The 19,245-nt window shown below is 73.5% G+C and carries 19 protein-coding genes and 2 pseudogenes; 16 read left to right on the top strand and 5 right to left on the bottom strand.

What is annotated here, in order from left to right:
• Positions 1–96: 96 nt before the first annotated feature.
• From BJF79_RS29025 to BJF79_RS29005, 5 genes are all read left to right on the top strand, one after another.
• Positions 97–435: a PadR family transcriptional regulator gene (locus BJF79_RS29025; RefSeq protein ID WP_075902123.1), complete on the top strand. Its 339-nt coding sequence runs from the start codon at positions 97–99 to the stop codon at positions 433–435.
• Positions 432–1,364: an HAAS signaling domain-containing protein gene (locus tag BJF79_RS29020; protein ID WP_075902121.1), complete on the top strand. Its 933-nt coding sequence runs from the start codon at positions 432–434 to the stop codon at positions 1,362–1,364. Before BJF79_RS29025 ends, BJF79_RS29020 begins: the two co-directional genes overlap by 4 nt.
• 97 nt (positions 1,365–1,461) lie before the next feature.
• The gene (locus BJF79_RS29015) at positions 1,462–2,412 is read left to right on the top strand and encodes a hypothetical protein (RefSeq protein ID WP_075902119.1); all 951 of its coding nucleotides are present in this window, start codon (positions 1,462–1,464) and stop codon (positions 2,410–2,412) included.
• A 138-nt stretch (positions 2,413–2,550) separates the two neighbouring features.
• Positions 2,551–2,988 (top strand): cyanase, encoded by a 438-nt coding sequence (gene cynS, locus BJF79_RS29010; protein ID WP_262402723.1) that lies wholly within the window; start codon positions 2,551–2,553, stop codon positions 2,986–2,988.
• A gap of 143 nt (positions 2,989–3,131) precedes the next feature.
• Positions 3,132–4,049, top strand: a complete 918-nt coding sequence (locus BJF79_RS29005) for a formate/nitrite transporter family protein (protein WP_083734083.1) — start codon at positions 3,132–3,134, stop codon at positions 4,047–4,049.
• Between the two features lie 67 nt (positions 4,050–4,116).
• Here BJF79_RS29005 and BJF79_RS29000 read toward each other — a convergent pair whose 3' ends face one another.
• Entirely contained in the window at positions 4,117–6,321 is a 2,205-nt protein-coding gene (locus BJF79_RS29000; protein WP_075902115.1) for an MMPL family transporter, read from the bottom strand.
• A gap of 122 nt (positions 6,322–6,443) precedes the next feature.
• On the opposite strand from BJF79_RS29000, the gene BJF79_RS28995 reads away from it, so the two are divergent.
• From BJF79_RS28995 to BJF79_RS28985, 3 genes are all read left to right on the top strand, one after another.
• Positions 6,444–7,103 (top strand): TetR/AcrR family transcriptional regulator, encoded by a 660-nt coding sequence (locus tag BJF79_RS28995; protein WP_075902113.1) that lies wholly within the window; start codon positions 6,444–6,446, stop codon positions 7,101–7,103.
• A gap of 129 nt (positions 7,104–7,232) precedes the next feature.
• Positions 7,233–7,655: a Dabb family protein gene (locus BJF79_RS28990; RefSeq protein WP_075902111.1), complete on the top strand. Its 423-nt coding sequence runs from the start codon at positions 7,233–7,235 to the stop codon at positions 7,653–7,655.
• Positions 7,656–7,681: 26 nt separating this feature from the next.
• A complete protein-coding gene (locus BJF79_RS28985; protein ID WP_075902109.1) occupies positions 7,682–9,103 on the top strand; it encodes an MFS transporter in 1,422 nt (473 codons plus the stop codon).
• A gap of 4 nt (positions 9,104–9,107) precedes the next feature.
• Here BJF79_RS28985 and BJF79_RS28980 read toward each other — a convergent pair whose 3' ends face one another.
• Entirely contained in the window at positions 9,108–10,010 is a 903-nt protein-coding gene (locus BJF79_RS28980; protein ID WP_075902107.1) for a hydroxymethylglutaryl-CoA lyase, read from the bottom strand.
• A 65-nt stretch (positions 10,011–10,075) separates the two neighbouring features.
• On the opposite strand from BJF79_RS28980, the gene BJF79_RS28975 reads away from it, so the two are divergent.
• The 6 genes and pseudogenes from BJF79_RS28975 (at position 10,076) to BJF79_RS28950 (ending at position 14,992) form a co-directional block, all read left to right on the top strand.
• Positions 10,076–10,729, top strand: coding sequence for a GntR family transcriptional regulator (locus BJF79_RS28975; protein WP_075902105.1), 654 nt, complete (start codon positions 10,076–10,078; stop codon positions 10,727–10,729).
• On the top strand, positions 10,713–11,900 hold the full coding sequence (locus tag BJF79_RS28970) for a CaiB/BaiF CoA transferase family protein (RefSeq protein ID WP_075902103.1): 1,188 nt from the start codon (positions 10,713–10,715) through the stop codon (positions 11,898–11,900). The genes BJF79_RS28975 and BJF79_RS28970 overlap by 17 nt, the downstream gene beginning before the upstream one ends.
• An 89-nt stretch (positions 11,901–11,989) precedes the next feature.
• The gene (locus tag BJF79_RS28965; protein WP_075902101.1) at positions 11,990–12,964 is read left to right on the top strand and encodes a DUF418 domain-containing protein; all 975 of its coding nucleotides are present in this window, start codon (positions 11,990–11,992) and stop codon (positions 12,962–12,964) included.
• Positions 12,965–13,081: 117 nt separating this feature from the next.
• A complete protein-coding gene (locus tag BJF79_RS28960; protein WP_083734081.1) occupies positions 13,082–13,768 on the top strand; it encodes a DUF998 domain-containing protein in 687 nt (228 codons plus the stop codon).
• 25 nt (positions 13,769–13,793) lie between these two features.
• Positions 13,794–14,000 carry a DUF4287 domain-containing protein gene (locus tag BJF79_RS28955; protein ID WP_075902099.1) on the top strand — a complete coding sequence of 69 codons (207 nt, stop codon included), beginning with the start codon at positions 13,794–13,796 and terminating at the stop codon, positions 13,998–14,000.
• A 57-nt stretch (positions 14,001–14,057) separates the two neighbouring features.
• A pseudogene (locus BJF79_RS28950) lies at positions 14,058–14,992 on the top strand (ATP-binding cassette domain-containing protein).
• Here BJF79_RS28950 and BJF79_RS62105 read toward each other — a convergent pair.
• The gene (locus BJF79_RS62105) at positions 14,973–15,242 is read right to left on the bottom strand and encodes a hypothetical protein (protein WP_262402722.1); all 270 of its coding nucleotides are present in this window, start codon (positions 15,240–15,242) and stop codon (positions 14,973–14,975) included. The pseudogene BJF79_RS28950 and the gene BJF79_RS62105 sit on opposite strands and share 20 nt — an antisense overlap.
• On the opposite strand from BJF79_RS62105, the pseudogene BJF79_RS62100 reads away from it, so the two are divergent.
• Both BJF79_RS62100 and BJF79_RS62095 read left to right on the top strand, forming a co-directional pair.
• Positions 15,133–15,534, top strand: a pseudogene (locus BJF79_RS62100) (ABC transporter permease); the annotation flags it as partial. The gene BJF79_RS62105 and the pseudogene BJF79_RS62100 sit on opposite strands and share 110 nt — an antisense overlap.
• A gap of 89 nt (positions 15,535–15,623) precedes the next feature.
• Positions 15,624–15,806 (top strand): ABC transporter permease, encoded by a 183-nt coding sequence (locus tag BJF79_RS62095; protein WP_262402721.1) that lies wholly within the window; start codon positions 15,624–15,626, stop codon positions 15,804–15,806.
• Here BJF79_RS62095 and BJF79_RS53920 read toward each other — a convergent pair.
• Positions 15,788–16,474, bottom strand: a complete 687-nt coding sequence (locus tag BJF79_RS53920) for a hypothetical protein (protein WP_143220296.1) — start codon at positions 16,472–16,474, stop codon at positions 15,788–15,790. The genes BJF79_RS62095 and BJF79_RS53920 overlap by 19 nt on opposite strands.
• Before the next feature lie 45 nt (positions 16,475–16,519).
• The gene (locus BJF79_RS57435; protein WP_187357075.1) at positions 16,520–18,655 is read right to left on the bottom strand and encodes an ATP-binding protein; all 2,136 of its coding nucleotides are present in this window, start codon (positions 18,653–18,655) and stop codon (positions 16,520–16,522) included.
• Positions 18,656–19,245 lie beyond the last annotated feature (590 nt).

Here is a 19,245-nt window from a genome sequence, read left to right as displayed (position 1 = left end):
CACAGCGAACGTACCGGGGTCGTGTCGCGCATGGTCGCGTGCCGCACGGCAACTCGTGCTGGACATTAGTGTGCGCCGCACACTATGGTGTGACACGTGACCTCAGACGAGTTGATCCTCACCCAGGCGCAGGAGCTTCGCCGCGGCACGGTCGTCCTGGCCTGCCTGGCGCTGCTGGAGGACGCGCAGTACGGCTACGCCCTCCTGGAAACGCTCAACGAGGCCGGGGTCACGGTCGACGGCAACACCCTCTACCCCCTGTTGCGGCGGCTGGAGAAGCAAGGGCTGCTCACCAGCGAGTGGAACACCGACGAATCCCGGCCGCGCAAGTTCTACCGGGTCAGCCCAAAAGGCTCCTTGGTACGCGAAGGACTGATGAACGAATGGCAGAGCCTGGTCGCCTCGATGTCGCGACTGACGAAGGAGATCGGATGAGCGCGGGCGCACTGACGGAGAGCTACGTCCAGGAGGTCGTCCGGCGGGTTCCCGCCGACCAGCGGGACGACATCGCGAACGAACTGCACGCCACGATCGCGGACGCCGTCGACGCGCGCGAAGAGTCCGACCGCGCGGCCGCGGAGCGGGCCGTCCTCACCGAGATGGGCGACCCGATCCGGCTCGCCGCACGGTACGCGGACCGTCCGCTCACCCTGATCGGGCCCGAGCTGTACCCGACGTACGTGCGGGTCCTGACGGTGCTGCTGGGCATCGCACTGCCCGCCGTGACGGCCACGATCATGGTGCTGGACGTCCTGGACGGCACGGGCATCGGCGCGGCGATCGGCACCGGGGTCGGAACGGTCCTCACCGTCGGCGCCCAGATGGTCGCGTGGCTCACCCTCGTGTTCGCCTCGGTCGAGCGGTTCGGGCCGCGCGGCGCCGCCCAGGCGTGGACGCCCGCCGACCTGCCGTCGCCGCGGCGTCCGGACGAGGGGCGCCGCGGGGCGATCGCGGCCGTCGCGTGGGAAGCGCTGATGCTCGGCCTGATCGTGTGGCAGGCGACCGCGGAGCCCTTCCGCGCGGACGGCGAGCGCATGCAGGTGCTCGACCCGGATCTGTGGTCGGGGTGGATGTGGCCGATCGTCGCGGGCCTCGTCGCGGTCATCGCGGTGAACCTGGTGCGCGTCGCTCGGCAGGAGTGGACGGTCGCACTCGCGGGCTGGCACGCGGCCGCGCAGGCGCTCGTCACGCTGCCGCTCGCGTGGGTCGTGTACCGGCAGGACATCCTCAACCCGGAGTTCCTGGCCGCCGTCAACGGCGACGACTGGACGACCCCCGACTCCTTCTACACCGCCGTGACGCTGATCGTGCTCGCCATCGGTGTCAGTGAGACCTACGGCGCGTTCCGCAAAGCGCTCCGCTGAGCCCGGGAGGCCGCCCGGACCGTCCTCAGGGCGGTTCGGGCGGCCGTTCGAGCGCGTTCGCCCCGTACCGCAGCGGCTCCCCGTCGTGCCGGACCGGATGCCGACGGGCAGCGGTTCGCCCGCCGGCCCGGCGTCCCGCCCGTCGGCGGCCGGGTGCTTGGCGACGAGCACGCCCCGCTCGTACCGGTACGCCGTCGCCCGTCCCGGCGGCGACGCGCAGGCCGCGAACCGGTGCAACTGCTCGACGTCCCGCAGGACGGCGAAGCCCGTGGCGGTGTCGCCCCGGTTCGACACCTCGACCGCGGCCTCGACGACGAAGAAGTCGTACCGTCCGGGCTTCCCGTGGCCGAACGGCGACACCGATCCGCGCGAACCCCAGCGAGGCGTCGGGATCGGCGGGGCGAACGTCTCGGCGCGCTCGCGGGCCCGCTCGTCCCCGGTCCGGTCCGCGAGGACGGTCAGCGCGACCGGCTCGTCCGGGTCGATCTCCAGCGCCCGCCGCGCGGCCGATTCCCCGCTCGGCACGTCCGGGCCGGGCACGACCGTCTCGTTCAGCAGCAGCGCCAGCCCGCTCGCCGCCGCGCCCGAACCGGGGTCGAGGCGGAGCACCGTCCGGTACAGCCCGCACGCTTCGGCCGCGAGCCGTCCGATGTCCCCGGACGGGCGGCCGGGCGTCTCCGCGAGCCGCCCGCACCGGGTCGCGAGGGCCGTCGCGAGCAGGATCGCCGCCTCGGTGTCGTCCGGCCGCGCGGACACCGCCCGCCGCAGCGGGGCCTCGGCTTCGCCGTCGAGCCACGACGACCGAAGGAGCAGGTGGCCCAGTTCGCGGGCCGCGTCCGCGTCCGTCCGGGCCGCGTCCTCCAGGACCTCGCGGACGTCGCCGTGGCGTCCCGCCCGGGTGAGTTCGCGTACGTGCCGCACCCAATCCGTCACCTTCGGATCCCTCCGTGGTTCTCGCCGAGCCGCGTGGAGCCGCGCACCAGCGTTCCACGTGTCCTCCCCGGCCCGCGCGGAGCCCCCTCGTTTCCATCGTGTTACGCCGAAATAAAGCGAAAGCCTCCATTTCCGGGTCACGTTTCCCGAACGTAAAGAGTTCGTGTCCGGATTACCGCGAAATTGATAGCCGTATCGACCGCGGGGCATTCTTGCGGAACTCACACCGCGAGGAGCGTCAATGGAACCGATCATGAGCAAGTCCGAGGCCGCGCGGCTCGTCGCGTCCGCCAAGGTGCGCAGTGGACTGTCCTGGAGCCGGATCGCCGACGAGATCGGCGCCCCGGTCGTCTGGGCGACCGCCGCCCTGCTCGGCAACCACCCGATGCCGCCGGAGCAGGCGCGACGGGCCTGCGAACTCCTCGGACTGGACGAGGCGGTGGCCGAGAGCCTGCGGCTGCAACCGTCCCGCGGCACGGACCCGGCGCTGATGAGCGACCCCACGATCTACCGTTTCGTCGAGGCGCTGTCGGTGTACGGGCCCGCACTCAAGGAACTCGTGCACGACGAATTCGGCGACGGAATCATGAGCGCCATCAACTTCCGGGTCGACTTCGAGCGCCGCCCGGACCCCGACGGGGACCGCGTCGTCATCACTTTCGACGGCAAGTTCCTCGACTACCGGTGGTGAACTGACAGCCGCCCGTCCGGTGGTGTGAGGCGAACGTAACACCACCGGCTCGGGCCCGTCATACGGCGGGCACGAACGCTGCGGAGACTCTTGGTCGGTCCGAATACCCGGAATGGGTCCGTCCACGGCAGAGGAGCGCCCTCGTGTCCTATTTGGCTCCGCCCGATCTCGCGAAGAAGATGGTCGACGCCGGTGAGGCGAAGGTCTTCCTGTCCGCGCGCGACACCCTCATCCGCTCGTTCATGGCCGCCGCGCTGCTCACGCTCGGCGCGGCGTTCGCGGTCACCGTCACCGTGCAGACGGGCGAGCCGCTGCTCGGCGCGCTGCTCTTCCCGGCCGGGTTCTGCCTGGTCTACCTGCTGGGGTTCGACCTGCTGACCGGGGTCTTCACCCTGGTCCCGCTCGCGCTGCTGGACAAGCGGCGGGGCGTCACGCCGCGCTCGCTGCTGCGCAACTGGGGGCTGGTCTTCCTCGGCAACCTCGGCGGCGCGCTCACCGTCGCGGTCATGATGGCGGTGATCTTCACGTTCGGCTTCTCCACGGACCCGGACGAGGTCGGCCGGCAGATCGGCGCGATCGGTGAGGGCCGGACGGTCGGGTACGCCGAGCACGGCGCGTCCGGGATGCTGACCCTGTTCGTCCGCGGGGTCATGTGCAACTGGATGGTCTCCACCGGCGTCATCGCCGCGATGATGTCGAAGTCCGTGCCGGGCAAGGTCATCGGCATGTGGCTGCCGATCATGATGTTCTTCTACATGGGCTTCGAGCACTCGATCGTGAACATGTTCCTGTTCCCGTCCGGCCTGATGCTCGGCGGCGACTTCTCGATCATGGACTACCTCGTGTGGAACGAGATCCCGACCATCGTCGGGAACCTGGTCGGCGGGCTGACCTTCGTCGGGCTCACGATCTACGCGACGCACGGCCGCACCGCCGCGCCGCGCAACCGCCCGGCGGCCCCGGACGCCCCGGACGCCCCGGACGCCCCGGCGGCCTCGGACGAGCCCGCCGAGGCGGCCGACGGGAAGACGACCGGCGTGCCCGTCAGAGTCGACGCCTGACACGCCGGTCCGAGCCGTGCGGCCGCCGCGTTGCGCGGCGCCGCACGGCTCCGCCCGTCCGGGCCGGTCACACCCGGGCGGCCCGCTCGACGGCCGCCGGGGGCGGTTCGGGGGACGGTTCCTCGGCGAGGCCGACGCGGCGGTGCAGGCGGCGGAGCGGCCGCGGCGCCCACCAGTTGGCGCCGCCCGCGAGGCGCATGAACGCAGGGAGGAGCACGCCGCGGATGAGCGTGGCGTCGACGAGGACGGCGACGGCCATGCCGATGCCGAGCTGCTGCAGGAAGACGACGTCGCCGGTGGCGTAGGTCGCGAACGAGACGGCGAGGATGAGCGCGGCGGCGGTGACGAGCGGGCCGCTGCGGGCGATGCCGAGCGGGACCGACGCCGCCGCGTCGCCCGTCCGGTCGTACTCCTCCTTGATGCGCGACAGCAGGAACACCTCGTAGTCCATGGACAGCCCGTAGGCGATGCAGAACATCAGGATCGGGATGCTGGGCTCGATGGAGCCGGTCGGGGTGAAGCCGAGCAGGCCGGAGAGGTTGCCCTCCTGGAAGATCCAGACGAGCGCGCCGAACATGACCGACAGGCTCAGCAGGTTGAGGACGGTCGCCTTGAGCGGCGCGAGGACGCTGCCGGTCATCAGGAACAGCACGACGACGGTGACGGCGACGATCAGTCCCGCGACGAGCGGGAGCCGCGCGGTGACCGCGTCGCGGTAGTCGGCGAGCTCGGCGGGGTAGCCGCCCACGAGGGCCGGGGCGGGCGCGGGGACCGCGCGCACGTCGGCGACGAGCCCGACGGCGTCGGCGGCGAGCCGGTCCGAGGACGGGACGGCGACGAGGCGGGCGCCCTCGGCGGAGGTGTACCGGGCGCCGGTGGGCGCACGGACGGGACGTCCGGCGGCGAAGGACCCGGCGGACGAGTCGACGCGGACGATCCCGTCGACGCGCGACAGTTCGGCCGCGTAGGGGCCGACGCCGTCGGCGGCGGGCAGGACGATCTGCAGGGCGTCGGCCTCCTCGACGGCGAACGAGGCGCGGATCTCGTCGTACATCTGCCGGACGGGCGCGGACGTGTTGAGCACGCGATCGTCCGGGAGCCCGAACCGGACGCCGAGGAACGGTGCGCCGAGCAGCAGGACGAGGGCGAGCGCGGTGCCGCCGAGGACGAGCGGGCGGCGCATCACGGCCGTCGCGAAGGCGTGCCAGCGGGCGGCGGGCCGGTTCGACGGGGTGCGGCGCGCGACCCGTCCGCCGAGCAGGGCGAGGGCGGCGGGGAGCAGGACGGTCGCGCCGACGACGCCGGCGGCGACGACGGCGACGCCCGCGTAGGCGAACGACGCGAGGAACGGGAACGGGAAGACGAGCAGGACGGCGAGGGCGGCGGCGACCGTGACGCCGCTGAACAGGACCGTCCGCCCGGCGCCCCGCACTGTCGCGACGACGGCCTCGCGGACGTCGTCGCCCCCGCCGCCGCGGGCGGCGAGTTCCTCCCGGAACCGGAAGATCATGAACAGGCCGTAGTCGACGCCGAGCCCGATGCCCATGACGAGGGCGATGTTGGAGGCGAAGGTGGAGATCTCGGTGAAGACGAGCGGGATCCGCAGCAGGGCGAGCGAGCCGAGCACGGCGAACAGGCCGGTCGCGAGGGTGACGAGCGCGGCGGCGAAGCGCCGGTAGACGAACCAGAGGAGCAGCAGCGTCAGCGGCAGGATGATCAGCTCGGCGCGGACGAAGTCGGCGCGGGCCCGCTCCATGACGGTGCGGAACACCTCGTCGCCGCCGCCGACGGCGACCTCGACGGCCGTGTCCGTGCGGGCGAGGTCGGCGGCGAGGCCGGGCAGGACGTCGCGGCGGACGTGGTCGGCGTCGCCGGGGACCCAGGCGAGGACGAGCGCGTGCCGCGCGTCCTCGCTCCGCAGCGTCTCGGGGGCGCCGCGGCTCCAGTAGGACCAGGCGTCGCCGACGCCGTCGCGGGCTGCGAGCTCGGCGGTCAGCGCCCGTCCGGCGGCGGCGGCCGCGGGGTCGTCGACGGTCCCGGCGCGGGCCGTCACCAGGAGCGCGACGTTGGGGCTGCCGGTGGCGTGCTCGCGGGCGAGGGTGCCCGAGGCCCGCATCGATTCCGAGCCGGGCGCCTCGAAGCGGTTGAGCGACAGGGCGCCGATCGTGCCGGCGCCGACGATGCCGACGAGGACGAGCGCGGCGAGACCGATCGCGCTGATCAGCCGGGGCCGGCGGGTGACGAACCGGCCGAAACCGTTCGGTGTGGACACGTGCTCCCCCAGGGGCGAACGTAAGATGCGAGTGCCTACTCGTATTCGGTGTGGACAATACGAGCGATTGCTCGTATTTGCAATACTCGACCGATCGCGGGCGGCACGGCGGGAGGACGGCGATGAGCGGGGACGGGGACGGGGACTCCGGGGCGGACCGGACGGACCGGACGGTGCGGCGGCAGGCGCGCGGCGAGCGCCGGATCGCGCAGATCCTGGACGCGGCGGCGAGCGTGTTCGCCGAGGCGGGCTACGAGGCCGCGACCACGAACAAGATCGCGGCGGCGGCGGGCGTCTCGCCCGGCTCGCTCTACCAGTTCTTCCCGAACAAGAAGGCGATCGCCCAGGCGCTCGCCGACCGGTTCGCCGCGCAGATGGGCGGCGCGCACCGGACGGCGTTCGAGATCGCGGGCCTCGCCGCGGTGCCGCGCGCCGAACTGATCGACCGGATCGCCGACCCGATGCTCGCCTTCAACATCGCCAACCCCGGGTTCAAGGCGCTGTTCGCGCGCGCCGACATGCCCGCCGAACTCGCCGCCGCCACCCGTCCGATCCAGGACGCGCTGCTCGGACGCGTCGAAGGCATCCTGGCCGCGCGCGCGCCGGGCCTCGCAGGGGACGACCGGACGCGCGGCGCGCGCGTCCTGATCCAGGTGTTCAAGGCGCTGGTCCCGCTGATCACGGAGGCCGAACCGGGGGACGAACGGGACGCGCTGGTGGCGGAGCTGAAACGCGTCCTGGCCGGATACCTGACCGCACTGGAAGCGCGGGGCCGCGCCTGACCCCGAAACGGCGACGACCACTCAAACGCGGCAACATGTTGCATTAGTAGCCGAACCCTCCTACAGTCCTAAAGCAACAAGCAGTTGCATCAAGCGCCTGCGTCCAAGCGTTGCCAAGGAGGATCCGCCATGATCTACCACCAGGTCCGGATGGCCGTGAAGCCCGACGCGCCCAAGGATCGGGTCGAGCACGCGCTCGGCCTGATGCGGCGGCTCGGCAACGAGCTCGACGTCGTCGAGTCCTTCGTCGTCGGCCGCGACATCGGCGGCGAGTTCGACTACGGCGCCGTGTACGCCCTCAAGACCGTCGACGACTACCGCACCTACATGTACGACCCCCTGCACCGCGAGATCGACGCGGCCGGGCTGCCGCTCGTCTCGAACATGATCTCCGCGGACATCACCGACGACGACGACCCGGAGATCGCCGAGAAGATCGCGAAGGTGCACACCGACCGGTTCGGCGACCACCCCGAGCTGGCCGACCTCATCGGCGACCTCGGCTCCTACGAGGGCAGCGGCTACGAAGGCGGAACCCCGGACGGCAAGTAGGCCGCGGGCCTCCGGGGAACGGCCCCATGCCGAGCACCCGCACGACCTTCCTGGTCCTGGCCGCGGGAAGCGCCGCGTTCGCCATGCTCCAGTCCCTGGTCACCCCGGTGCTGCCGGTGATCCAGGACCGGCTCGGCACGTCGCAGAACGCGGTCACGTGGGTGATGACCGCCAACCTGCTCTCGGCCGCGATCTTCACCCCGATCCTGGGCCGGGTCGGCGACGCGGCCGGGAAGGACCGCGTGCTGGCCGCGGTCATGTGGATCCTGGCCGCCGGCTGCCTGGTCGCGGCGCTCGCGCCGAACATCGGGGTGCTGATCGCGGGCCGCGCGCTCCAGGGCGTGGCGGGCGCGGTCTATCCCCTCGCCTACGGGATCATCCGGGACGAGTACCCGCCGGAGCGCGTCGCCGCCGGTGTCGGCGGGATCTCCGCAGTCATCGCGGCGGGCGGCGGGCTGGGCATCGTCCTGGCCGGTCCGGTGACCGGGACGCTCGGCTACACCTGGCTCTTCTGGATCCCGATGGCCGTCTCCGCGGCGGGGGCCCTGGCCGTGCACCTGTTCGTACCGGCCTCCCCGGTACGGACGGGTGCACGGTTCGGCCCGTCGGCGGCGCTGCTCCTGGCGGCCTGGCCCGTCTGCCTGCTCCTCGCCGTCGGCCGCGGCCCCGAACGGGGGTGGGGTTCGCCCGTCGTGCTCGGCCTCTTCCTCGCCGCCGCCGTCCTGCTCGCGGCCTGGCTCGTGGCGGAGTCGCGGGCGGCGAACCCGCTGATCGACCTGCGCGTCTTCCGCCTGCCCGCCGTCCGGCGGACGAACCTCGTCGCGCTCCTGTTCGGCGGCGGGCAGTTCGCGCTCTTCACCTTCCTGCCGCAGTTCCTGCAGACTCCCGCCGACGCCGGATACGGCTTCGGCGCCACCGTGACCGAGGCGGGGCTGCTCCTGCTGCCCATGCTCGCAGCCATGTTCGCGGCGGGGCTCCTCACCGGCCGCCTGCAGAAGGTCGCCGACGCCAAGGCCCAGCTGTTCGCCGGGTCGGTCCTCACCGTGGCGGCGTTCGCCGCGCTGGCCTTCGCCCACGACGCGCCCTGGCAGGCGGCGCTCGCCGCCGCCGTGTTCGGCGTCGGCCTCGGCACGGCGCTGCCCGCCATGACGAACCTGATCGTCGGCAACGTCCCCGCGGAGCAGGCCGGGGCGGCGAGCGGGATGAACGCCAACATGCGCACCATCGGCGGCGCGATCGGCGCCGCGCTCGTCGGTGCCGTCGTCACCGCCCGTCCGGCGGTGGGCGGCCACCCGCCCGAGTCCGGTTACGCCTCGGGCTTCCTGCTGCTCGCCGCCGTCGCGGTCGCCGCCGCCGCGACCACCCTGCTCATCCCGCGCGCCCGGCCGCGGGCCGGGGAGCCGCCGACGGAAGCCGGACGGGCCGGAGCCCGCGACCGGACCGCGTGACCGCTCACCCCCCGGCGGTCGCGGTCGCCGGGAAACCCCCGGCACGTCCGAGCAGGGCCGGGACCGGCTCGCCGAGCAGTTCGCCCAGCCAGGCCCCGGTGGCGGCGACGCGCTCCATGTCGATCCCGGTCTCGACGCCCCCGCGGTGCAGCGCGTAGAGCAGATCTTCGGTGGCGATGTTGCCGGTGGCGGCGGGGGCGAACGGGCATCCGCCGAAGCCGCCCGCCGACGCGTCCAGGACGGTCACGCCCTCATCGACCGCCGTGAGCGCGTTCGCGTACCCGGTGTTACGCGTGTTGTGGAAGTGGAAGCGCAGCGGGATACCAGGAGCGGCCTCGCGCGCGCGCCGCGTCAGGTCCCGGACCTGGCCCGGGACGCCCACCCCGATGGTGTCGGCCAAGGCGATCTCGGACGCCGCGTGCGCGCGCCGTGCGATGTCCGCGATCCGTTCCGGGGGCACGTCGCCTTCGAAGGGGCAGCCGAACGCGACGGCGATCGTCAGCGTCACGGGCAGCCCGGCCCCGATCGTCGCGGCGGCGATGTCGTCCCACGCGTCCAGCATCTCGGCCACGGTCGCGCCCTGGTTGCGGACGCTGAACGTGTCGGACGCCGGGACGACCACGTTGACCTCGTCGACCCGCGCGTCCAGGGCCCGGTCGAGGCCGCGCCGGTTGAGGACGAGCCCGCTGTAGGCGACCCCCTCCCTCCTCGGCACCCCGGCCATGACCTCCTCGGCGCCCGCCATCTGCGGGACGCGCTTGGGGTTGACGAACGAGACGGCCTCGATCCGCCGCGTCCCGGCGTCGACGCAGCGCTCGATGAGGGCGATCTTGTCGTCGGGGGTGAGCACGCGAGCTTCGTTCTGGAGGCCGTCGCGGGGACCGACCTCCACCACCGTTGTATGCAATCCGACTCCAAACTTGCGACATCACCGTCGAATGTGACTATATTGCATGCAATCAAGGAGGTGTCATGGCACGTGCGGCGGACGTCGCCTACGCCGCGGTGCGGCGGATGATCCTGTCCGGGGACGCCGCGGCCGGGTCCAGGCTCGGGGAGTCCGAACTCGCCGAGACGCTCGGGCTGTCGCGCACCCCGGTACGCGAGGCCCTGCAGCGGCTCGGCTCGGACGGCCTCGTCGAGGTGCTGCCGCACCGCGGCGCGCGGGTCGTCGAGTGGACCGCCGCCGACCTCGCCGAGATCTTCGAGCTCCGCACCCTCCTGGAGCCCTACGCGGCGGCCCGCGCCGCCCGCATCGGCCAGGACGAGCCGGTCCTGGCGGATCTGCGCGCCCGCTGCGACGCCATGGAAGCCGCCGCGGACGCCCGCGACCTCGGCGAACTCGCCCGGCTGAACTCCGCGTTCCACGCCGCGCTGATCGACGCGTCCCGCAACCGGCGGCTGCCCGGCATGCTCACGTCCGTCATGCACGCGCCGCTGATCGTCGGGACGTTCCGCCGCTACGACCGCACCGAACTGGACCGTTCCATGAACCACCATCGGGAACTCGTCGCCGCGATCGCGGCCGGCGACCCCGACTGGGCCGAAGCGGTGATGCGGGCCCACATCCGCGCCGCCGCAGCCAACCTGAGCCGGAAGGACGACGACGATGAACGCACTCGGTGACCTGCGGGTCGTGGAGATGGGGCAGCTCCTCGCGGGCCCGTTCTGCGGGCAGCTGCTCGGCGACTTCGGCGCCGAGGTCATCAAGATCGAGCCGCCGGGCGCCGGTGACCCGATGCGCGAGTGGGGCCGCGAGAAGCCGCACGGCCAGTCCCTGTGGTGGCCGATCCTCGCCCGGAACAAGAAGTCGGTCACGCTGAACCTGCGCACCCCCGAGGGCCAGGCCCTCGCCCGCCGCATCATCGCGCAGGCCGACGTCCTCGTGGAGAACTTCCGCCCCGGCACCCTCGAACGCTGGGGCCTGTCCCCGGACGAGCTGCGCGCCGAGAACCCGCGCCTGATCGTCACCCGCGTCACCGGCTACGGCCAGGACGGCCCGTACTCGCCGCGCGCCGGATTCGGCTCCATCGGCGAGGCGATGGGCGGCATCCGGTACGTCACCGGCGACCCCGACAACCCGCCGTCCCGCGCGGGCATCTCCCTCGGCGACGAACTCGCCGGGACGTTCGCCGCCCTCGGCACCCTCGTCGCCCTGCACGCCCGGCACCGCACCGGCCGCGGCCAGATCGTCGACTCGGCCCTCTACGAGGCCGTCCTCGCGATGATGGAATCCCTCGTCCCCGAATGGGACATCGCGGGCTACCAGCGCGAACGCACCGGCTCCGTCCTCCCGAACGTCGCGCCCAGCAACGTCTACCCCACCAAGGACGGACCCGTCCTCATCGCCGCGAACCGGGACACGATCTGGACCCGGCTGGCCGCACTGATGGGACGTCCCGAACTCTCCTCCGACGAACGGTTCGCCACCCACGGCGCCCGCGGGGCGAACGCGGACGAACTCGACGAACTCATCGCCGCCTGGACGTCCGTCCAGGACTCCGGCGAACTCCTCGAACTCCTCCACGAGAACGGCATCCCCGCGGGCCTCACCTACCGCGCGAAGGACATGCTCGCCGACCCGCACTACAAGGCGCGCGAGGCGATCATCCGGATGGCGCACCCCGAGTTCGGCGACTTCCCGATGCAGAACGTCTTCCCGAAGCTCTCCGACACCCCCGGCGAGGTCCGCGCCGTCGGCCCGTCCCTCGGCCAGCACAACACCGACGTCTACGGCACCCTCCTGGGCCTGACGCCAGAGGAAGTGAGCACCCTGGCGGCCACCGGCACGATCTGACCCCCCTCGCCCCGTGCGCCCCGCGCGCACGGGGCGGGGCCTTGAAGGACGTCGTGGTGTGATGGGGGCCGACCCTTCGGGAGGCTGGCATGCCGTCGCACCGACAGCCGACCGCCCCCGGGGAGCGCATAACCGAGATCGACGTCCTGCGCGGGTTCGCCCTGTTCGGTGTGACGGTCGTGAACACCGTGGGCATTACGGGCATGCCCGCCTCGCAGGACGGCCCCTCCCATTGGGCCTACGAGACCCTGTTCCACCAGCGCTTCTTCCCGATCTTCTCGCTTCTCTTCGGGCTGAGCTTCGGCCTGTTCCTCGACGCGGTCCGCGACCGGACGCCGAACCCGCGGCTGCTCATGCTCGCCCGGCTCGGCTTCCTGATCCCGATCGGCGCGCTGCACCGGCTGGCGCACCCCGGCGAGGTCCTGCTGACGTACGCGGTCGTCGGCATCGCCGTCCTGCTCCCCGCGTCGTTCGTGCCGGGCAGGCGCCCGCTCCTGGCGCTCGGCCTCGCCGCCACGGCCGCCGCGGCGCCGCTCGGCGGCAGCGCGCTCGTCCCCGGGCTCTTCCTGGTCGGTTACGCGATCCAGCGGTACGGCCCGGCGACCGTCCTGGACGCGCCCAGAGCGCGCCTGACGACCGCGCTTGTCGGGTGCCTCGCGCTCACCGCCGTCCTCGACGCCTGGCAGGTCGCGGCGTCCGCCGAGACCACGTCGACGCTCGCCACGTCGGCGGGCCTGGCGACGGCCGCGACCTACACGGCCGCGCTGGTGCTCGCCCTGCGCACGCGCGCCGGGCGTCCGCTGCGCGGGCTCGCGCCGCTCGGACGGACGGCGCTGACGGCCTACGTCGGCGCGACGTTCGCGATCATCGCGGCCGACCGGTTCGTCCGCCTGGCGGCGTCCCCCGACTACCTGGTCGCCGGCGCCGTGGGCACGGCCGTCTTCGCGCTCGCCCTGGCGTTCGGCACCCTGTGGCTCCGCCATGCCCGGTACGGGCCGCTGGAGTGGGCCTGGCGCCGCCTCACCTGGTGGAAGCTCCCACCGCCCGGCCCCGGCCGCACCTGAACCGCCGTCGCGCTTCACCCCTCCAAGACTTCACTTGACAAAGTCCACTTGCAAAATGCAAGCTTGCTTCGCCGTCGGCGGCAGGCCGACTCGGCAGAGCCTCCGAGGAGTGATCGCATGACCGCAGTTCGGCCGGGCCGTCCCGTCACCGCGACGGCCGGCGCACCGGCGCCCGCACCCGCCCTCCCCCGACCGGGACGGCTCCTGCCGGTCGCGGCGATCGCGGCCGGGCCGCTGTTCCTCGCATCGGGCCTGGTCCAGGGCCTGACCCGCGACGGGTTCGACTTCTCCCGCAACGCCCTCAGCCAGCTCGCCCTCGGCGACCTCGGCTGGATCCAGACCGTCACCTTCCTGCTCACCGGCGCGCTGCTCATCGTCGGCGCGGTCGGCACGGCCCGGACGCCGCACGCGGGCCGCTGGGCACCCCGCCTGATCGGCGTCTTCGGGGCGTCCTTCCTGCTCGCGGCGGTGTTCCAAGCCGACGCCGGGGCCGGTTTCCCCGCCGGGACACCCGACGCCCGAACCGCGACACTGAGCGCCCACGGCGCCGTCCACCTGCTCAGCGGCATGATCGGCTACATCGCGCTGATCGCGGCGTTCCTGGTGCTGGCACGGCGCTTCGCCGCGCAGGACGCGCGCGGCTGGGCGCTCGCGACGCGGCTCGCCGCCGCGGGGGTCCTGCTGGGCTTCGCCGGCTCGTCCTTCTCCGTCCCGGCCTTCACCCTCGGCGCGGGGCTCGGACTCGTGTGGCTCGCCGCCCTCACCGTCCGGTTGACCTCCGCTCCGCCCGCTGCCGAGGATTAGCCGATCACCATCGAAAGGAACCGATATGTCCGCACCGGTCGAAGGCCCGGCCAGCTACTTCCCGGCGATCGAGAAGAAGTACGGGCGCCCCGTCCAGGAGTGGAAGGACCTCATCCGCTCCTCCGACCTGACCAAGCACATGGACCTCGTCAACTGGCTCAAGACCGAGCACGGGCTGGGCCACGGCCACGCGAACGCGCTCGTCGAGCACACCCTCGACGAAGGCAAGTGAGCTGCGCGAACGCCTCGTGTGAGCGGTTTGTGAGGGCGGCCGGGCAGCCTCGGCCGCATGGAAGACGCGATCCGGGCCGAGGGCCTGGTCAAACGATTCGGTAAGACGACCGCACTGGACGGCGTCGCGCTCGCCGCACGTCCCGGCACCGTCCTGGCCCTGCTCGGGCCGAACGGCGCCGGGAAGACGACGGCGATACGGATCCTCGCGACGCTGCTGCGCCCGGACGCCGGGACCGCGCGGGTGTGCGGGCTGGACGCCGTCCGCGACGCCGCCCGCGCGTCCGCCGCGAGATCGGGCTGACCGGCCAGTACGCGGCGGTCGACGAGGACCTCACCGCGACCGAGAACCTCGTGCTCATCGGGCGGCTGCTCGACCTGCGCAAGGACGACGCACTGGCCCGCGCGGCGGAACTGCTCGACCGGTTCGAACTCGCCGACGACGCCGGACGCCGGGTATCGACCTTCTCCGGCGGGATGCGGCGCCGCCTCGACCTCGCGGCCTGCATGGTCGGCCGTCCGGCGGTGACGTTCCTGGACGAACCCACGACCGGCCTCGACCCGGGCCGCCGCGAGGACGTCTGGCGGATGATCCGCGCGATGACGTCCGACGGCGGGACCGTCCTGCTGACCACGCAGTACCTCGAAGAGGCCGACGCGCTCGCCGACGACATCACGGTCATCGACCGGGGCCGGGTGATCGCGGACGGGACGCCCGCCGAACTCAAGCGCGTCGCGGGCGGGCAGGCGATCACGGTGCGGCCCCGCGACCCGGCGCGGCTCATCGAGGTCGCCGCGATCCTCAACGCCGTGTCGGGGCGCGACGCCGAATCGCCCCACCGCGACGTCCTGACGGTCGCGGTCGACGGCGAGGACGCGCTCGGCGAGACCGTCCGGCGGCTGGACGCGGCGGGCATCGGCGTCACCGAGCTGTCGCTGCGCCTGCCCAGCCTCGACGAGGTGTTCTTCCGGCTCACGAAGGAGGCCGCATGACCGAGACCGTCATCGGGCGCCCGGACGTCCGCGCGGCCGAACCGGGGGCGCGTCCGTTCGCGCTGGCACGGCACAGCCTGCTGCTCGCCGGACGCAGCCTGACCAAAACCCGCCGCAACCCGGGCATGCTGCTCGACGCGCTGATCATGCCGATCATGTTCCTGCTGCTGTTCGTGTACCTGTTCGGCGGCGCGGTGTCCGGCTCCACCCAGGAATACCTGCAGTTCATCTTCCCGGGCGTGCTCGTCATGACGATGATCCTCGCGGGGATGGTGTCGGTCGGGCTCTCCATCAACGTCGACATCAAGAAGGGCGTCTTCGACCGGTTCCGGAGCCTGCCGATCGGACGGTCCGCGCCGCTGCTCGGCCTCGTCGTCAGCGACGTCCCCCGGTACGTCGTCGCGGGCACGATGCTGTTCGCGACCGGCTACCTGATGGGCTTCCGGGTCGAGACGAACGCGCTCGCGGCCCTCGCGGCGGCGGGGCTCGCGGCCGCGCTGGGCTTCGCGCTCGGCTGGATCACCATCCTGATCGGCGTCGCGATCAAGGAGGAGTCCGTCGTCTCGACCGTCGGGTTCCTCGCGATCTTCCCGCTCTCCTTCGGGACGAGCATGGCGGCGCGACCGAGACGATGCCGGGCTGGCTGCAGGCGTGGGTGGACGTCAACCCGGTCAGCCACGCCGTCGACGCCTGCCGCGGCCTGCTCGTCGGCGGCCCCGTCGCGGACGACGCGATCGCGTCGCTGCTGTGGTCGGCGGGATTCCTGCTGGTGTTCATGCCGCTGGCCGTCCACGTCTACCGCCGCCGGAGCTGATCCTCCAGGAGGGCGAGCGCGCCGGGGACGTCGAGCGCCGCACCGCGCGCCCGTCCGGCGGCGAAGGCGCGTTCGCCCAGTTCGGCGCGCAGGTCACGGGCCACGTTCGCGAGGTCGAGGTCGGACTCGTCCGGCCCGCCGCGCAGCACGGACGCGGCCCCGAGCGCCGCCGCGGCCGCCGCCGGTCGCCGGACGCGAGCAGCCGCGCGACGGCGACCCCGGCCGACCCGGCGACGGGCATGTCGGGGGCCTCCACCGCCTGGACGAGCGCGGCGCGCAGCGACCGGCGGGCCGCGTCGCGCTCGTCCGCGCCGATCGCGAGGTGCGCGCCCGCCGCCGACAGCAGCGACCGGTACTGCGGCCCCGCGTGCTCCAGGTCCCGTTCGGCGGCCGCGTAGTGCCGCTCGGCCTCCGCCCGGTCGTCCGTGCCGGGCCAGGTCGCCGAGCGCCAGCCGGACCCCGGCCAGGTGCCGGGCGGGCGTCGCGGCGTCCGGCGCCAGCAGAGCGGTCAGCTCGCCGTGCGCCCGGCGGACGTCCCCCGACCGGGCCAGCGCGACCGCGAGCAGCACCCGCTGCTGGGCCGCCTCCCGCTCCTGCCCCAGCTCCCGCAGCAGCCCGATCGACTCCTCCAACGCGGCGATCGCGGCACCGTAGTCGCCCGCGCTCATGTCGGCCGAGACGCGAACAGCAGCGCCATCGCCAGGCCGCCCCGCTCACCGCTCTCCCGGTACGCCGCGACGGCCGCGGCCAGGTCCCGGTGCGCGGCCGGCATGTCGCCCGCGTTCCCCCGCAGCATCGCGCCCATGACGTGCAGCGTCGCGCGCGTCCAGGCGTCCCGTCCGGGCAGCAGCCGGGCGATGGCCGCGCCGCCGCCGCCGTCGCCGCGCAGCAGCGCCACGGCCCGGCTCGATCAGCACCGCCAGCGGACGCGTGCCCGGCGGCCGCGCTTCGATCAGCGGGTCGTCGCGGGCGCCGCCGCCCGACAACCACGTGCTCAGCACGTACCCGCCGAGCGCCGCCGCCTCCGCACCGTCCGGCACGGGCGTGCGGCGCGGCACCGCGAGCGCCCCCCGAAGCCGACGCGCGGCCTCCGCGTGATCGCCCTGGATCGTCCAGAACACGGCCAGCGCCGCCCCCAGCCGGACGGCCGAACCGGCGTCGCCGCTCTCCTCGGCGAACCGCAGCGCGGCCAGCAGATCGTCCTGCCCGTCCGACAGCAGCGGAAGCCACCCGACCTGCTCCGCCCGGAGCAGGTGCGGCTCCGCCCGCTCCGCCAGTTCGAGGAAGTACGCGAGGTGGGCGGCCTGCACACGCGCCAGCTCGCCGCGCTCCGCCAGCCGCTCCCGCGCGTACTCGCGGATCGTCTCCAGCATCCGGAAGCGCGGCTCCCGCCCCTCGACCGCCTGCAGCAGCGACCGGTCGGCGAGCGCGTCCAGATCATCCAGCGTCCCGCCGCCGACCCGCTCCGCCGCCTCCGGCGCGATCGTCCCGGGGAACACCGCGAGCCTTTCCGCGAAGCCGCGCTCCCGCTCGTCCAGCAGGTCCCAGCTCCACGCGACGACCGCGCGCAGCGTGCGGTGCCGGGGCAGCGCCGTCCGGCTGCCGCCGGTGAGCAGCCGGAACCGCCCGTCGAGCCGCCGGACGAGCTGTTCGGACGTCATCGCGCGCAGCCGCGCCGCCGCCAGCTCGATCGCGAGCGGCAACCCGTCCAGCCGCCGGCAGATCTCCCCCGCCACCTCCGCGTCCGCGACGAACCCCGGCCGGACGGACGCCGCGCGCTCCGCGAACAACCGCACCGCCGCTGCCCCGTCCAGTGGCGGCACCGGGCACAGCGCCTCGCCGTCCAGCCCCAGCCGCTCCCGGCTCGTCGCCAGCACCCGCAGCCCCGGACACGTCCCGAGCAGCTCGCCGACCAGCGCCGCCGCCGCGTCCAGCACATGCTCGCAGCCTCTCGTTGTCCAGGTCGGCGCGGGCGCGGTCGCGTTCGGCCGTGGCGGCCGCGAGTTCGTCGGCGAGCCGCCGTAGTTCAGTCTGTGCTTCACCCAGCTGTGCGGTGGTGTCCTGGTGTGCTTGCCGGGTTTCGGCGGCGGCCTGCTCGGCGGCGTGGCGCAGGTGCTGCTCGGCCGCGGCGCGTTCTTCGGCGCTCTGGCGGGCCTGGGCGGCGCGGCCCGCTTCTTGCCAGGCGTGTCGGCGTCGCGCCGGGCCCGGTCGGCGTGGCGTTCGGCGTCGCCGACTTTCTCGTCGCGGTCGGCGGCCGCCGCCTGTGCCTTGGCGTTGGCCTGGTCGGCGCGTTCGTCGGCCCGGCGGGCGCGGGCGTCGGACTCGTTGGCGGCGCGGCGGGCCTCGGTGGCCTCACGCTGGGTGTCCTCGGCGCGTTTCAGCGCGTCGTGGACGGCGCCGTCGAGGGTCTGCCGCAGGGCGGCCGATCGTTCGGTGAGTGCCTGCACGAGCGGGTCGAGCAGCGCGGTTTCCTCGCGCAGGGTGCGCAGCGGCGCGTCCTGCTCGGCGTCGCGGCGGCGCAGCGCCGGTTGTGGGCGTTGCGGTGCTCGGAGCCGCAGAAGCGGGCGTCGCGGCGGGCACCGCGGGGGATGGGGCGCCCGCAGTGCTCGCAGGGACGGCCACCGGCCCGGCGGGTCGCCGCGGCGCGCGCGGCGACGGCGTCGGCCCAGGTCGTCCTCACCGACCGGCCCGTCGACGGGCTCACCGCCGGGGCCGCCGGATTCGCTTGCAGGTTCGGCGGCACGGTCGCCGGTGGCGCCGCCGACGGAGGGTGCCCGGTCGCCATCTTCGCCGGGTGGAGGGTCCGCCTGCGCGGCGGACGGGACCGCATCATCGTGATCAAGCTCCATGACTGGCACACTATCCGATCCGATTATACGAATACGCATTTCCGTTGCGATCGGATCGGATAATTTCCAAGCACCTTGATCTCACAGAATGCAAGTTCTGTGAGATACTGCGTTGATCATGGACTCCGGTAACACACCACCCCACGACCAGCCCATCGAGCCGCCTGCCGAGCTGCCGCCTGGGCCGTCCACGAGGGAGTCAGAGGAACCGGCGTCGGCCGCGTCGGTACCGGCGGTGCTACCGACGGCGCTGGTCCGGCCCGCCCCGGTGCCGGGTGCTGCAGCGTCGGCCGGCACCGCGGCGCCCGGTACCGGGGTGACGGCTCCCGGTTCGGTGGCGTGGGGGAGTGCGGCGTATACCGGACACGGCTCGGCCCGGGGCGTGCCCTCGGCCGAACGGGGCAACCGCGGCAGTGTGGGCCCCGCAGCCGCTCCGCCGCCGGCGCCGTTGCTGGTGTCGGTGGGGGAGATCCCCGGGCTGTCGCCCCGGCGGCGGCGCGGCGACGCCGGAGACCGGGACGGCGTTGGCCTCCAGCACCTCGTGAAGCTGCTCGGGCGCACCGGGCCACATCGAGTCGCTGTGCGGATAG

Source organism: Actinomadura sp. CNU-125 (assembly GCF_001942465.1).
In the GTDB taxonomy this organism is placed as follows: Bacteria; Actinomycetota; Actinomycetes; order Streptosporangiales; family Streptosporangiaceae; genus Spirillospora.
The sequence above is the reverse complement of the archived record's forward strand: the minus strand, read 5'-3'. Positions and strand labels throughout refer to the sequence as shown.

Bases quoted from the DNA above. Each gene is read 5' to 3' on its own strand.
- BJF79_RS28965 (WP_075902101.1), top strand. From the start codon at position 11,990: ATGCCGTCGCACCGACAGCCGACCGCCCCCGGGGAGCGCATAACCGAG.
- BJF79_RS29015 (WP_075902119.1), top strand. From the start codon at position 1,462: ATGCCGACGGGCAGCGGTTCGCCCGCCGGCCCGGCGTCCCGCCCGTCG.
- BJF79_RS28960 (WP_083734081.1), top strand. From the start codon at position 13,082: ATGACCGCAGTTCGGCCGGGCCGTCCCGTCACCGCGACGGCCGGCGCA.
- BJF79_RS57435 (WP_187357075.1), bottom strand. From the start codon at position 18,655: ATGGAGCTTGATCACGATGATGCGGTCCCGTCCGCCGCGCAGGCGGAC.
- cynS (WP_262402723.1), top strand. From the start codon at position 2,551: ATGAGCAAGTCCGAGGCCGCGCGGCTCGTCGCGTCCGCCAAGGTGCGC.
- BJF79_RS62095 (WP_262402721.1), top strand. From the start codon at position 15,624: ATGCCGGGCTGGCTGCAGGCGTGGGTGGACGTCAACCCGGTCAGCCAC.
- BJF79_RS62105 (WP_262402722.1), bottom strand. From the start codon at position 15,242: ATGACGAGCACGCCCGGGAAGATGAACTGCAGGTATTCCTGGGTGGAG.
- BJF79_RS28990 (WP_075902111.1), top strand. From the start codon at position 7,233: ATGATCTACCACCAGGTCCGGATGGCCGTGAAGCCCGACGCGCCCAAG.
- BJF79_RS28985 (WP_075902109.1), top strand. From the start codon at position 7,682: ATGCCGAGCACCCGCACGACCTTCCTGGTCCTGGCCGCGGGAAGCGCC.
- BJF79_RS53920 (WP_143220296.1), bottom strand. From the start codon at position 16,474: ATGAGCGCGGGCGACTACGGTGCCGCGATCGCCGCGTTGGAGGAGTCG.
- BJF79_RS29020 (WP_075902121.1), top strand. From the start codon at position 432: ATGAGCGCGGGCGCACTGACGGAGAGCTACGTCCAGGAGGTCGTCCGG.
- BJF79_RS28975 (WP_075902105.1), top strand. From the start codon at position 10,076: ATGGCACGTGCGGCGGACGTCGCCTACGCCGCGGTGCGGCGGATGATC.
- BJF79_RS28995 (WP_075902113.1), top strand. From the start codon at position 6,444: ATGAGCGGGGACGGGGACGGGGACTCCGGGGCGGACCGGACGGACCGG.
- BJF79_RS28955 (WP_075902099.1), top strand. From the start codon at position 13,794: ATGTCCGCACCGGTCGAAGGCCCGGCCAGCTACTTCCCGGCGATCGAG.
- BJF79_RS28970 (WP_075902103.1), top strand. From the start codon at position 10,713: ATGAACGCACTCGGTGACCTGCGGGTCGTGGAGATGGGGCAGCTCCTC.